This is a genomic window from Paraburkholderia sp. CHISQ3, assembly GCF_030464945.1.
GTDB classification, from domain to species: domain Bacteria; phylum Pseudomonadota; class Gammaproteobacteria; order Burkholderiales; family Burkholderiaceae; genus Paraburkholderia; species Paraburkholderia megapolitana.
Window position 1 is genome coordinate 274,646 of record NZ_JALPRG010000012.1, and the last position, 14,033, is coordinate 288,678.

Annotated in this window: 13 protein-coding genes; 10 read left to right on the forward strand and 3 right to left on the reverse strand. The window is 63.0% G+C overall.

The window, feature by feature from the left end:
• Positions 1 to 4 precede the first annotated feature (4 nt).
• Positions 5 to 745 (reverse strand): acetoacetate decarboxylase, encoded by a 741-nt coding sequence (locus tag M0D65_RS26695; RefSeq protein ID WP_091018122.1) that lies wholly within the window; start codon positions 743 to 745, stop codon positions 5 to 7.
• A 405-nt stretch (positions 746 to 1,150) separates the two neighbouring features.
• A complete protein-coding gene (locus M0D65_RS26700; RefSeq protein WP_266255264.1) occupies positions 1,151 to 2,068 on the reverse strand; it encodes a LysR family transcriptional regulator in 918 nt (305 codons plus the stop codon).
• 211 nt (positions 2,069 to 2,279) lie between these two features.
• Between M0D65_RS26700 and betC the strand changes: the two genes are divergently transcribed.
• The 4 genes from betC (at position 2,280) to M0D65_RS26720 (ending at position 6,633) form a co-directional block, all read left to right on the forward strand.
• Positions 2,280 to 3,842 (forward strand): choline-sulfatase, encoded by a 1,563-nt coding sequence (gene betC / locus M0D65_RS26705; protein WP_266255265.1) that lies wholly within the window; start codon positions 2,280 to 2,282, stop codon positions 3,840 to 3,842.
• Positions 3,843 to 3,862: 20 nt separating this feature from the next.
• Positions 3,863 to 4,186: a DUF6429 family protein gene (locus tag M0D65_RS26710; RefSeq protein WP_308076733.1), complete on the forward strand. Its 324-nt coding sequence runs from the start codon at positions 3,863 to 3,865 to the stop codon at positions 4,184 to 4,186.
• 55 nt (positions 4,187 to 4,241) lie between these two features.
• Positions 4,242 to 5,213, forward strand: coding sequence for a choline ABC transporter substrate-binding protein (gene choX, locus M0D65_RS26715; RefSeq protein WP_266255266.1), 972 nt, complete (start codon positions 4,242 to 4,244; stop codon positions 5,211 to 5,213).
• A gap of 277 nt (positions 5,214 to 5,490) precedes the next feature.
• Positions 5,491 to 6,633: a porin gene (locus M0D65_RS26720; protein WP_091018129.1), complete on the forward strand. Its 1,143-nt coding sequence runs from the start codon at positions 5,491 to 5,493 to the stop codon at positions 6,631 to 6,633.
• Between the two features lie 160 nt (positions 6,634 to 6,793).
• Here the strand turns inward: M0D65_RS26720 and M0D65_RS26725 are convergent, their stop codons facing one another.
• On the reverse strand, positions 6,794 to 7,750 hold the full coding sequence (locus M0D65_RS26725; RefSeq protein ID WP_266255267.1) for a GlxA family transcriptional regulator: 957 nt from the start codon (positions 7,748 to 7,750) through the stop codon (positions 6,794 to 6,796).
• A 317-nt stretch (positions 7,751 to 8,067) separates the two neighbouring features.
• On the opposite strand from M0D65_RS26725, the gene M0D65_RS26730 reads away from it, so the two are divergent.
• The 6 genes from M0D65_RS26730 to M0D65_RS26755 are packed head-to-tail and all read left to right on the forward strand — an operon-like array spanning position 8,068 to position 13,796.
• Positions 8,068 to 9,018 carry a choline ABC transporter substrate-binding protein gene (locus M0D65_RS26730; RefSeq protein WP_266255268.1) on the forward strand — a complete coding sequence of 317 codons (951 nt, stop codon included), beginning with the start codon at positions 8,068 to 8,070 and terminating at the stop codon, positions 9,016 to 9,018.
• A gap of 56 nt (positions 9,019 to 9,074) precedes the next feature.
• A complete protein-coding gene (locus M0D65_RS26735) occupies positions 9,075 to 10,004 on the forward strand; it encodes a 3-keto-5-aminohexanoate cleavage protein (protein ID WP_266255269.1) in 930 nt (309 codons plus the stop codon).
• Positions 10,005 to 10,045: 41 nt separating this feature from the next.
• Positions 10,046 to 11,011, forward strand: a complete 966-nt coding sequence (locus M0D65_RS26740) for an L-carnitine dehydrogenase (RefSeq protein WP_266255270.1) — start codon at positions 10,046 to 10,048, stop codon at positions 11,009 to 11,011.
• A gap of 48 nt (positions 11,012 to 11,059) precedes the next feature.
• On the forward strand, positions 11,060 to 11,542 hold the full coding sequence (locus M0D65_RS26745; RefSeq protein WP_266255271.1) for a thioesterase family protein: 483 nt from the start codon (positions 11,060 to 11,062) through the stop codon (positions 11,540 to 11,542).
• Between the two features lie 47 nt (positions 11,543 to 11,589).
• The gene (locus M0D65_RS26750; RefSeq protein ID WP_266255272.1) at positions 11,590 to 12,582 is read left to right on the forward strand and encodes an alpha/beta hydrolase; all 993 of its coding nucleotides are present in this window, start codon (positions 11,590 to 11,592) and stop codon (positions 12,580 to 12,582) included.
• A gap of 38 nt (positions 12,583 to 12,620) precedes the next feature.
• Complete coding sequence (locus M0D65_RS26755; protein ID WP_266255273.1) at positions 12,621 to 13,796, forward strand: TauD/TfdA family dioxygenase; 1,176 nt, start codon at positions 12,621 to 12,623, stop codon at positions 13,794 to 13,796.
• Positions 13,797 to 14,033 lie beyond the last annotated feature (237 nt).

Sequence of the window (14,033 nt, forward strand, 5' to 3'; positions counted from 1 at the left end):
GGCGTTACTGCGCGAGATAGTCGTGCACGACTTCGCCGAGACCGAGCGTCAGGTCGGCGATCAGATGTCGCGCTTCGACGATTTCGAGCACAGGCAGATCGGCCACCGGCGCCAGCGCATGATGCGCCAGTTCGAGCGAGGCGGGGCCGGTCCACGCGCCCTTCATCGTGATGTCCTGCAGGTAGTAACGCACGAGTTCGCACACACGCGCCGTACCGTCGACGTGCGGGATGATCTTCAGCAGGAAGTTCGGGCCGGCGAGGCGTTGCTGCTCTTTTGCCATGTCGAGCTGGCTATGCTTGTAGCCCATCGTGCCGGTTGCGACGCGCACCGGACCGTAGTCGAGCGTGCCGAGCAGCGTGTCGGTGTGAACCGCAAGCGTCGGCGAGGCGAGTTTTTTCGGGAAGCCCCACAGCTCGCGTCCACCAGCGATAGGCGGGTGATCGTCGAGATACATCGCGAGCGTGTAGCCGCCTGCTACGCCGTTGTATTCGACCGGAATGACCTGGCCGCTTTCGGTGTAGTCGCCGAAACCGGTGGAGTCAGCCATGCGGATGAATTCGTAATGGACGAGCGGCGAGGTGACTTTGAGCGGCTCCGGCACGATCTCGCGCAGACGGTCGATATCGGTGCGGTAGGTGATGATCAGGAATTCGCGACCGACGAAACGGTAAGGGCCCATCGGGAATGCGGGGCTGGTGAGCGGCATCGCAAACGCCTTCGAGCGTACCTGGTCTTCTTTCATGCGTACTCCTTTGTCAGTCGTTTCGGTAGAAAGGGGCTCCGCTATCTTATGCCGGACAGCGCGGGTTGTGCGATGCCGCAACTGGAAAAGTTCGTTGCGCAAATCAACGGAGTCCTCTCGCAGATATTGCACCAAACGGAACAACGGTGACGCTAACGTGCAGTGCCCGGCGCATGGTAACAAGGCCAGATGACATACGTGTGGGGTATTGCGCCGGCTGGAGAAGGGCGCGCAGCGGTGCGGAGCAGTCTGTGCGCTCGCGCACACAGGAAAGCTCAACGATCGATGTTTGTCAGGTAATTGTTAGGATTGGCTGAAGCTCGTGTTATGCCGGTTCGGATTCATTGCACCTGGCGACGATGTTGCGACGCGGTGCTTTCCGCTGCGATCTTGCACAAAGCGATGTCAGGCGGCCAGCGCCCGGCACTCGTCGAACAGCCAGCGCCGAAACAGCGGCACCGCCGCAGCTTCAGGTCGTGCGAGCGGGCAGACGAGGAAATAGCCGCGCGCGGTGACCACGGGTTGGTCGAGCAGACGCACGAGCTGACCTGTCGCGACGAGTTCATCGACAAGCGGTGTCCAGCCGAGCGCGACACCTTGATTCATCAGCGCGGCATGGACCACGAGCGCATAGCTGTTGAACGTCATGCCGTCCGTGTTCGTCGCACCACGTTCGATGCCAAGCGCTGCAAACCAGCTATCCCACGCGAGCCAGCGTTCGGGCTCGGTGGGTTGCACATGCAATAGCGGCAGATGGGCGAGATCGCCGGCGTGGACGATGCCCGGGTGCGCGGCGGCGAATGCGGGCGAACAGACCGGCGTGACCTCTTCGGGAAAGAGCCGCGTCGACGTGCAGGGTGCCCAGTCGCCGTCGCCGAATGCGATTGCGACGTCCGCGTGATCGCGATGCGGATCGAAGCCCTGTTGCGACGTGACGATTTTCACGCTCACGTCGGGCATCGAATGCTTGAGACGGGCGAGGCGCGGCATCAGCCAGTAGGTGGCAAAGCCGAAATCGGTGAGCAGGGTGAGCGAGCCGGTTGCACGGCGCGTGCGGATATCGCCGGTGGCGACGCGGATCGCGTCGAGGCTTTGTCGCACGGCTTCGAAGAGCCGTTCGCCGTCGGCGGTCAACGTCACGCCACGGTGTCCGCGCTCGAAGAGCGGTGTGCCGAGATCGGTTTCGAGCTGCACGACGCGCTGGCTGACGGCGGGCTGCGTCGAACCGAGCTCGCGCGCAGCCGCGGTGAAACTCGCGAGCCGCGCGGCCGATTCGAATACCGATAGCGTCTGCATCGGCGGCAGGCGATCTTGTCTCGGCATAACACCCCCTTATGGACCTATAAGCATTGCGCGGCTTCACACAGCGAAATTAACCGGCAATAGTGAGGACGCTTTCGTGCGCGGTGCGGTTTTCAGCCTGATTCTGCACCGTACGCGACGATGCAGGCGGCGCGTGCAGGACTGGCGCTGCAGCCGGGTCGCTACGAACCCGCGGCCGCAAACGAACTCTCGATTCTAATCGACCCCGCCCATGAGCCTTAATACAAAGCAGAATATCCTTATCTTGATGGCCGACCAGATGACACCGTTTGCGCTGCGTTCATATGGCCATACCGTCTCGCTGACGCCGCGTATCGACGCGCTGGCGCGCGAAGGCGTCGTATTCGATTCCGCGTATTGCGCGAGCCCGCTGTGCGCGCCCGCCCGCTTCTCGATGATGGCGGGCAAGCTGCCGTCGAAGATAGGCGCCTACGATAACGCCGCCGAATTTCCAGCGCAAACCCTGACGTTCGCCCACTATCTGCGCGCGGCCGGCTACCGGACCATGCTTTCCGGCAAGATGCATTTCTGCGGCCCCGACCAGTTGCACGGTTTCGAGGAACGTCTTACTACCGACATTTACCCCGCCGACTTCGGCTGGGTGCCGGACTGGGCGCAGCCGGATGTACGGCCGAGCTGGTATCACAACATGAGTTCGGTACTCGACGCGGGTCCGTGCGTGCGCACCAACCAGCTCGATTTCGACGACGAAGTGACCTTCACCGCGCGCCAGAAGCTCTTCGACATCGCCCGCGAGCGGGCAGCCGGCGGCGATGCGCGGCCGTTCTGCCTCGTCGCGTCGCTGACGCATCCGCACGATCCGTACGCGATTCCGCGCGAATACTGGGACCTGTACTCCGACGACGAGATCGACATGCCGAAGGTCGAGCTGTCGCGCGAAGCAAGCGATGCGCATTCGCGGCGCCTGCGCGACGTCTACGAAGCCGATGTGACGCCGCCAACCGCGCAGCAGGTGCGTGCGGCACGTCATGCGTACTACGGCGCGCTTTCGTATGTCGATGCGCAGTTCGGGCAGATTCTCGATGCACTCAAAGCGACCGGGATGGCCGACGACACGATCGTGATCGTCACCTCGGACCACGGTGAAATGCTCGGCGAGCGCGGGCTCTGGTACAAGATGACCTGCTTCGAAGGCGGCGTGCGCGTGCCGCTGATCGTGCATGCGCCGGGCCGCTTCGACGCGCACCGCGTCGCCGCATCGGTATCGCACGTCGATCTGCTGCCGACGCTCGTCGAACTGGCTACAGGCGAGCGCCGCAGCGCATGGCCGGACCCCGTCGACGGTCGCAGCCTCGTACCGCATCTGCACGGCACTGGCGAAAAAGATCAAACACACGACAGTGCGCACGACGAAGCGATCGCCGAGTACCTCGCCGAAGGCGCGGTCGCGCCGATCGTGATGATCCGGCGCGGCGACTTCAAGTTCATCCACACACCATGCGATCCCGATCAGTTGTACAACCTCGCCGCCGATCCGCTCGAACTGCACAACCTCGCCGCCGACCCTGCCGCAGCCGCGGTACTCGACGCGTTTCGCGCGGAGACGGCGCGCCGCTGGAATCTCCCTGCGCTGCATGACGCCGTGCTCGCGAGCCAGAGCCGGCGGCGCTTCCACTTCGAGGCGACGACGCAGGGGCGCATCCAGTCGTGGGACTGGCAGCCGTTCACCGATGCGAGCCAGCGCTACATGCGCAATCACATCGAGCTCGACACACTGGAAGCGATGGCGCGGTTTCCGCGCGTCGTCCGTTAATGTCATGAGCGAGAAATTCATTGAATAACCTGCCGGCGATAGCACTGCGTGATGCACGGCATAGCTACGATGCGGCCGTCATGAGCGGCATGAGCGTCGACACCGCTTCGATCGACACCGCGGTTCTGACGCTTCTCTACTTGACGGAGCATGAACACAAGCGAGCGTGGAGGGGCTGCGACTGGGGTGCACTTGACCAGCTTTACGAGCGAGACCTCATTACCGATCCACGCAACAAGGCGAGATCCGCAATCCTGACCGAGGACGGTTGGCGCGAAGCTGAACGCCTCTACAAGCGACACCTCGAACACTGTGTTCCCGCTGACTGCGAGACCAGGGAATGAAACGAATTTCTCACTCACGATACAAACGCGTTCTGCATACGAACCGGAGGCCATGATGAAAAAACGCTACACGTGGTTGTTGTCCCTGCTGCTTGCCGCAGCGGGCGCAGGGATCGGCGCTATCGCCAGCGTCACCACGGCTGCCGCGGCCGAACCGCAAAGCTGCACTCAGGTACGCATGGCCGATCCCGGCTGGACCGACATCGATGCGACCAACGCGATGTCCGGCGTGCTGCTGAAGGCGCTCGGCTATCAGCAGAACGTCTCGAACCTGTCGGTGCCGATTACCTACCAGGGGCTGAAGAAAGGCCAGATCGACGTGTTTCTCGGCAACTGGATGCCTGCACAAGGACCGCTCGTCAAACCGTTCGTCGATGAGCATTCGATCGATGTGCTGCACGCAAACCTGACCAACGCGAAGTTCACGCTTGCGGTGCCCGACTACGTGGCCGCTGCGGGCATCCACTCGTTTGCCGATCTCGAGAAGCATGCGGCCCAGTTCGACAGCAAGATCTACGGTATCGAGCCCGGTGCGCCGGCCAACCAGAACATCAAGAAGATGATCGCCGACAAGGCGTTTGGGCTTGGCAGCTGGTCGATCGTCGAATCGAGCGAAACGGGGATGCTCACGCAGGTCGAACGGGCCGCGCGCGACAAGAAGTGGATCGTGTTTCTCGCGTGGGAACCGCATCTGATGAACACGAAATTCCACCTCACGTATCTGTCCGGCGGCGACGCGTACTTCGGGCCGAACTACGGCGGCGCGACCGTCAACACCGTGACGCGGGCGGGCTTCGCCGGTCAGTGCACGAACCTCGCGCGTCTGTTCCAGCAGATGACCTTCAACGTCGACCTCGAAAACCAGATCATCGCGAACGTGCTGCAGAACAAGGTCAATGTGAACACGGCGGCGCTGCGCGCGTTGCAGGGCAATCCCGCGCTCGTGGCGACGTGGCTGAAGGGCGTGACGACCGCCAGCGGCGCGGATGGCCTGCAGGCCGTGCAGAGCCAGCTCGGCATTCGCTAAACCCCTCAACTTGCGTTGCTCCCGCCGCCCCGTTCTGGGGCGGCGCACCCTCATTGTCGTTTTCCCCCGGTTGTCGCATTCCGACCAATCGATGTCGCTTCAGATCGTATTGGCCGCAAATTGGATTTGTAATGTCCATCATCGACGACGGTTTATGCGTAATGGCACCCGCGACGAGCGTTGCACCGACAGTGCGTCATTCCAGCAAGACAGGCGATTTCGCCCGGTTAGCGGCGGAATCCTCTTTCCATCCAGCAAGGCAAGAGAGAACCACACAATGAAAAGACTGAATGCCGCAGCATTCTCCGGCGCAGCCCTCGTGCTCGCCAGCGTCCCGGCCATTAGCCACGCGCAGAGCAGCGTGACGCTGTACGGCATCCTCGACGCCGGTATCACCTACGTGAACAACACCGGTGGCTCGCATGTCGTCAAATTCGACGACGGTGTGTCGTACGGCAACCGCTGGGGTCTGAAGGGCGTCGAAGATCTCGGCGGCGGGCTGTCGGCCGTGTTCGTGCTCGAAAGCGGTTTTCACGTGGGCAATGGCCAGCTCGGCTTCGGTGGCGCGGAGTTCGGGCGCCAGGCCTATGTCGGCCTGAAGAACCAGTGGGGCACGCTGTCCTTCGGCGATCAGCTCGACATGACCGAAGAGATGGTCTATCTGTACAACATCTCCAGCTGGGGCAGCGGGTACGCGATCCACCAGGGCGACTTCGACCGCTTTAACGGCGACCGTCTGCCGAACTCGGTGAAATTCCTGTCGAATGAGTTTTCGGGCTTCATGTTCGGCGGTATGTATTCGTTCGGCAATGTGGCCGGCAATTTCCACCAGAACAGCGCATACAGCCTCGGCGCGCACTATGCGAACGGGCCGTTCACACTGGGTGCGGCTTATACGCAGTTGAACAATCCGAACGGCATCTACGCGTTCGATCCGTACGCGATGATCGGCACGAGCACGTTCCTCGGTCGTCCGACCGTCAGCGTCAACCAGACGACCGGTGCCATCACCGATCTGTATTCGAGTTCGTCGTTCCCCGTCGACAAGCAGGGTACGTTCGGCGTCGGGACGAGCTACGCGATCGGCAATGTGACATTGAACGGCGACTTCACGTACACGACGATCAAGGCATTCGGCGTGTCGTCGCATATGAAGGTGCTCGAAGGCGGCGCGATCTGGCAGGTCACGCCGGCGTTCAGCACGATCGGCGGCTATCAGTACACGAACTTCGAAGGGCATCACTGGAACCAGGTGTCGGCGGGCTTCCACTATCTGCTCTCCAAGCGCACCGATGTGTATATCTCGGGTGATTACCTGAAGGCGTCGCAAGGGGTCGATGCGGTGATCGGTTATAGCTTCACGCCGTCTACTACGACGACGCAGGCTGACGTTCGCGTGGGTATGCGGCATTCGTTCTGAGCGCCACGCGCGCTTGCGGTATGGCGCGTGACCTGGAGTGCCAGACATCCATGGCCAATGGGTAACGGCCCGCATCGCGAAGTTCGTGCGATGCGGGCCGTGTTGCGTTGTGTCGTGGTTCCAGCCAGCGGAGCTTCGCGACCCCGCGCGCAGACATGGCTTACTGCGCGGCAACCCGCACCGGGCTACGATCGCGCCGCGGGCTCGCACCGAACTTCGCGCGATAGGTCCGCGAGAAATGCGACGGCGATTCGAATCCGCACGCAACGCAGATCGACGTGATCGTCATGTCGGTCTGCTGCAGCAATTCGCGCGCGCGATTGAGCCGCAACTGCAGATAGAAATGCGTCGGCGTGTCCTTCAGCGACGAGCAGAATAGCCGCTCCAGCTGCCGCCGTGTCACGCCGATCTCCTGCGCGAGCGCGTCGGGTGCGAGCGGTTCTTCCATATGCTGTTCCATCACGCCGATCACCTGGATCAGCTTGCGATTGTGCACGCCGTAGCGCGCGGCAATCTCCATGCGCTGATGGTCCGAGCGCTGCCTGATCCGGCTCACGACAAACTGCTCCGACACCGCCGATGCCAGCGCCGCGCCGTGGCTGCGGCCGATCAGGTCCAGCATCATGTCGATTGAAGCGGTGCCGCCTGCACAGGTAATGCGCCGCGCGCCGATCTCAAACAACTCCTGGCTGGCCTGCAGCGCCGGATAACGCTCGCGGAACGCGGGCAGCGCCTCCCAATGCACGGTCAGGCTGTCCGCGGCGCTGAAAAGTCCCGCCTCGGCAAGCACGAAACTGCCCGTATCGATACCACCGAGCGTCGCCCCCGCCTGCGCCAGCCGTCGCAGCCAGCCGGCGAGCGCGCGGCTGTAGCACGCAAGCGGATCGAAGCCCGCGACGATGAAAACGGTCTGCGCGTGATCGACGCTATCGAAGGCGGCTTCGGCGTTCAGCGAGATGCCGTTGCTCGCGGCGACCGGCGCGCCGTCGACGCTGAGAATGTGCCAGCGGTACAGGTTCTCGCGAAAGCGGTTCGCGACGCGCAGCGGTTCGACCGCCGACATGAAGCCGATCGCCGAGAAGCCCGGTAGCAGCAGGAACGAAATGTCTTCGGGCATCGTGTGGAGCGTGGGGTGCCTGGCGTGGGCGGTTGCGTGGACCTGCGGTCGCGATCCGGGCGAGCGTAACAAGCGGTGCGCGAGCCGGCAAGGCCCGCCAATATTGACGTTCGCGCGATCAGGACGGCGCGCGAGGCGATCATGCTGGTTTTCCCTCATGGTCGCAAGCAAGCAAGAACGGGTCGCAGCCGGTCGCTTTGGCGGGAATATGCGCTAGTACCTTTGCATCACGCCACGCAATACACGGTGTCCGGCCGGTTCGCCTTCTGGCGAATAGCGCTGCGACCCACCCACCAGGTATCAGAAGGGGGAACGTCATGAAGTTACGCGTCAAAGCCTTGTCCGCTGGTCTGCTATACGCCGCGGCCACGTTGCTCCAACCGGCCTTCGCGCAGGACCCGGCCACCTGCCGCAACGTGCGCTTCGCCGACATCGGCTGGACCGACATCACGTCGACTACCGCGCTGGCGTCGACGGTCTTCGAAGGGCTCGGCTATCAACCGGTCACGACGGTCGCGTCGGTGCCGATCTCGTTCGCGGGTCTGAAGACGAAGCAACTCGATGTGTCGCTCGGCTACTGGTGGCCGGTGCAGGAAAAAGCGATCGCGCCGTTTGTCGATGCGAAGACGATCCAGGTGCTGCAACCGCCCAACCTGTCCGGTGCGAAGGCGACCTTCGCGGTGCCGACCTACGAATACGACGCGGGCCTCAAGACCTTCGCCGACATCGCGAAACATCGGACGGAACTGGACGGCAAGATCTACGGCATCGAACCGGGCAGCAGCGCGAACGCTGCGATCAAGAAGATGATCGACACGAACCAGTTCGGTCTGGGCGGCTTCAAGCTGATCGAGTCGAGCGAGGCCGGCATGCTCGTCACCGTCGATCGCGCGATCCGCGACAAGAAGTGGGTGCTGTTCCTCGGTTGGGAACCGCATCCGATGAACATCCAGATCGACATGAAATATCTGACCGGCAGTGACGGCGTGTTCGGACCTAACGACGGAGAAGCGCGCGTCTATACGCTGACGTCGCCCGATTTTCTGACGCGCTGTCCGAACGCCGGCAAGCTCGTCAGCAATCTGCGCTTCACGACGCAGCTCGAAAACGTCGTGATGCAGTCGGTGATGAACAAGGAAAAACCCACGGATGCTGCCAAGGCCTATCTGAAGAAGAACCCCCAGGTACTGGATACCTGGCTTGCCGGTGTGAAGACGTATGACGGCAAGGATGGACTGCCGGCGGTGAAAGCCTATCTCGGGCTTTGACACACGGTTGGGCGCACTAGCGGCCGATTCGACATGAACAGACAGGACTACCCCGCATGAACCACGAAGTCATCGTTACCTGCGCCGTGACCGGCGCCGGCGATACGGTCGGCAAACACCCGGCCATTCCCGTCACGCCGAAACAGATCGCCGAGGCTGCGATCGAAGCTGCGAAAGCGGGCGCTACCGTGGCGCACTGTCACGTGCGCGATCCGCAGACCGGCCGCGGCAGCCGCGATCCGAACCTGTACCGCGAAGTCGTCGACCGCATCCGCTCGTCGAATACCGACGTGATCATCAATCTGACCGCGGGTATGGGCGGCGACCTCGAGATCGGCGCCGGCGAAGATCCGATGCGCTTCGGCGCGGGTACGGATCTGGTGGGCGGGTTAACGCGGCTCGCGCATGTCGAAGAGCTGTTGCCGGAGATCTGCACGCTCGATTGCGGCACGCTCAATTTCGGCGACGGCGACTACATCTATGTGTCGACGCCCGCGCAATTGCGCGCCGGTGCAAAGCGTATCCAGGAACTCGGCGTGAAGCCGGAGCTGGAGATTTTCGACACGGGGCACCTGTGGTTCGCAAAGCAGTTGCTCAAGGAAGGGCTGCTCGATGCGCCGCCGATGTTCCAGATCTGCCTCGGCATTCCATGGGGCGCACCCGCCGACACCACGACGATGAAGGCGATGGCCGACAACCTGCCGCCGGGCGCGCAGTGGGCCGGCTTCGGCATCGGCCGGATGCAGATGCCGATGGTCGCGCAGGCGATGCTGCTCGGCGGCCACGTGCGCGTCGGTCTCGAAGACAACATCTGGCTCGACCGCGGTGTGCCGGCGAGCAACGGCACGCTCGTGCAGCGTGCGGTCGAGATCATCGAGCGTCTGGGTGGCCGGGCGCTGACGCCGGCCGAAGGGCGTCGCAAGCTGGGTTTGCCGGCGCGTGGCGAACGTCTGCTCGAGCGGCGACCGGTCGAACAGTTTGCTTAAGAAATTCGCATGAACGCACTTTTTGCAAGGGATCGTCAGCAATGGCAGTGATCGTCGATATCAGGACATTTGCAGCAATCGGGGCCGGCGTGATCGGCAGCGGCTGGGTGGCACGCGCACTCGCGAACGGACTCGACGTGGTGGCATGGGACCCGGCACCGGGCGCCGAACAGCAGTTGCGTGCCAACGTCGCAAACGCATGGCCCGCATTGCAACGCGCGGGGTTGAAGGAGGGCGCATCGCAGGATCGGTTGCGTTTTGTCACGACCATCGAAGCGTGTGTCGCCGAAGCGGATTTCATTCAGGAGAGCGCACCCGAGCGCGAAGAACTGAAGCTGGCATTGCACGAGCAGATCAGCGCGGCAGCAAAGCCCGATGCGATCATCGCTTCGTCGACATCGGGCCTGCTTCCCACCGACTTCTATGCGCGAGCGCTGCATCCCGAGCGCTGCGTGGTCGGGCATCCGTTCAACCCGGTGTATCTGTTGCCGCTCGTCGAAGTGCTCGGCGGCGAACGTACGGCGCCCGCGACGATCGATGCCGCGCAGCAGGTCTATCGCTCGCTGGGGATGCGACCGTTGCGCGTGCGCAAGGAAGTACCGGGTTTTATCGCGGACCGTCTGCTCGAAGCGCTATGGCGCGAAGCGCTGCATCTCGTGAACGAAGGCGTCGCGACGACCGGCGAGATCGACGATGCGATCCGCTTCGGTGCCGGTCTGCGCTGGTCGTTCATGGGCACCTTCCTTACGTACACGCTTGCCGGCGGCGATGCGGGGATGCGACACTTCATGCAGCAGTTCGGACCGGCGCTCGAATTGCCGTGGACCAAACTGGTCGCACCGCAACTCACCGACGAACTGATCGACCGTGTAGTGGAAGGCACGGCCGAGCAGGTCGGACCGCGCTCGATCAAGCAGCTCGAACGCTATCGCGACGACTGCATTACGAGCGTGCTGACGGCGATCCGCGAGGCGAAGGCGCGGCACGGTTTGCATGCCGACGAGTAACGGTCGCGAGTAGATCAACCGTCACAACGCGAAAGGAGCAAGCTGCCCATGCCAGGACTGGAGATCTATCGCGACGAGGTTCGCGCGGAGTGGGTCGATTACAACGGCCATCTGCGCGACGCGTTCTATATGCTGATCTTCAGCTTCGCGACCGACGCGCTGATCGAGCACATCGGTCTCGACGATACGGCGCGCCGTGCGCGGGGCCGTTCGATCTATACGCTCGAAGCGCATATCAACTACCTGCACGAGATCAAGCTTGGCGCCAAAGTGCGCGTCGCCGCTCGGCTGCTCGCGCACGATGCAAAGCGCCTGCACCTGTACCTCGAGATGCACGCCGACGCGCACAGCGAAGCGGTCGCGGCGAGCGAGCAGATGTTGTTGCACGTCGATACGAATGGTCCGCGGTCGGTAGCGTTCGATCCGGATGTTGCCGGGCGCGTGCAGGCACTGGGTGCGTCGCAAGCCGCGCTGCCGCCGGCGCAATATGCTGGGCGTGTGATCGGACTGCCGCCGGCGCGACGCAGTTAAAACGGCGTCTGTGCTTCGACAATCGATAACATCGAACCCCCGCGATCATGCTCGAACCTGAAATCGCCGCATTCATTGCACGGGCTGCGGCGGTCTATCCCGCAGACACGGCACAGCGCCCGGTTGCCGAGCAACGGGTCATCTACGATCGTTATGCGTTGGCTTTAACTCCACCGCTACCGCCGGGCGTATCCGTTGAAGATGCGGAGTTCGAATCTGCCGCCGGTCATTCGATCCGGCTGCGTCTCTACCAGTCCACGCTTAATCCCGCACGCGGCACCGTGCTGTACTTCCACGGCGGCGGCTTCGTGCTGGGTTCGCTAGACAGTCATCAGATCATCACGGCACGTATTGCGGCCGATACCGGGCTATGTGTAATCGCTGTCGATTACCGGCTCGCACCCGATCATTCCGCCCCTGCGGCACATGACGACTGCGTCGAGGTCACACGGGCCGCGCTCGAAGGCCGGTTGCCGTTTGTCTCGTGGCAGCGAACGTTGCCGGCAGCGCTGCTGCTCGCCGGCGATAGTGCCGGTGGCAATCTCGCGGCAGGCGTCGCGGTGCAACTGCGCGACTCGGGCGCCGACGGCGCGGCGGCAGTCGCGGAAATTGCAGGAATAGCACTCGTCTACCCGATGCTCGGTTTCGAACCGCAACTACCGGCACGCGACACCGAGGCCGACGCACCGATGCTCACGCTTGCCGATGTCCATGCGTTTCGTCGGCTGTATTGGGGCGACGTGTCGCCGCCTGCGTGGACCGTGCCGCTCGACGCGGGTCGTTTCGACGGCTTGCCGCCGGTGCTGGCGATCGGCGTCGAGCACGACCCGCTGCGCGACGACGCGAGCGTGTTCGTCGAGCGTATTCATGCAGCGGGTGGCAACGGGCGTTTCTGGCTCGGTAAAGGGCTCGTGCATGGCTGCTGGCGTGCACTCGATGCGAGCCCGGGCGCGCAGCGCATGCACGACGAAGTGTGCCGCTTTCTACGCGATACGCCGGCAAGCCACACCGACAGTATTCACGACGTCCCGGCCGGTTGAACCACACGGCATCGGGCATTCTCTTCGGGAGACATGAGATGCAGGTTGCCGGATCGATGGTTGAAGACTGGCGCGCGTTTGCAACGAGCGTGTCGATTGCCGGCGCGACACTGAGCGATGACGCGATCGTCGTGCAGTGGAGCGATGCGCGCAGCTCGCCGTATCACTTCGTCTGGCTGCGCGACAATTGCGCGTGCAACCAGTGCGTGCATGCGTTGACGCGCGAGCAGGTCTTCGAGATCGCCGACATGCCGGATGATCTGGTCGCCATCGACGTATCGACTGACGAGACGGGCGCCATGCAGGTGCAATGGTCAGATGGCCATCGCAGCGTCTATACGCCTGGCTGGTTGCGTGCACATGCGTACGACGACGCATCGCGCGCGGAACGGCACGGCGGCAATACGCGAAAGATCTGGGACGCGTCGGGTGGGTCGACATTTGCTGTCTTCGACTGGCGCGACGTCATGCACGACGAACGCGCACTGCATGCCTGGCTCGTTGCGTTGCGCGATACCGGGCTCACGCTCGTGCACGGTGTCCCGACGCAGCCGGGAAGCGTCGCCGATATCGCGCGGCGCATTTCGTTTATCCGCGAAAGCAACTTCGGTGTGCTGTTCGATGTGAAATCGAAGGCGGTCCCCGACAGCAACGCGTACACGTCGATCAACCTGCCGCCGCATACCGATCTGCCGACCCGCGAGTTGCAGCCCGGCCTGCAGTTTCTGCACTGCCTCGTGAACGATGCGCCCGGCGGCGACAACGTGTTCGTCGACGGCTTTGCGCTGGCCGACGCGCTGCGCACACACTGGCCCGACGATTTCGCGACCCTCACGAGTGTTCCGTTCGAGTTCTGGAACAAGAGTGCGGCGAGCGATTACCGTTGCTCGGCGCCCGTAATCGCGCTGGACGGGCGGGGCGAAGTCAGCGAGGTGCGGCACGCGAATTTTCTGCGCGGGCCGATCGACGCGACCGCACAGACGATGCCCGCGGTATACCGCGCCTATCGCCGCTTCCTCGGGCTCGCACGCGATGCACGGTTCCACATGCAGCGACGGCTCGCCGCCGGCGAGATGTGGGCGTTCGATAACCGCAGGATCCTCCATGCCCGCACCGCGTTCGATCCGCGTGGCGGCGCCCGGCATCTGCAGGGTTGCTACGTCGATCGCGACGAATTGCTGTCGCGGATCAGGATTCTGGAGCGCTCGCTATAAGAGGAAGCAGAAGAAGCGAGGTGCAACCAGACATATTCCGCCTGGCGCAATGAGTATTTAAATTAAACGCAATATAGCGCTTGCCGGGGCAAACGAGGCGCGGCGGATTGACGGGTCAATCTCATCATTGGCGCAACCGGCGGATATTCCGCACTAGTTGCGGGTGCAACCAGATCGATTTTCTTTGCCTGGAGTAACGGTCCCGTCATATTCCATCTTGTCGAACCGCCATCAGCC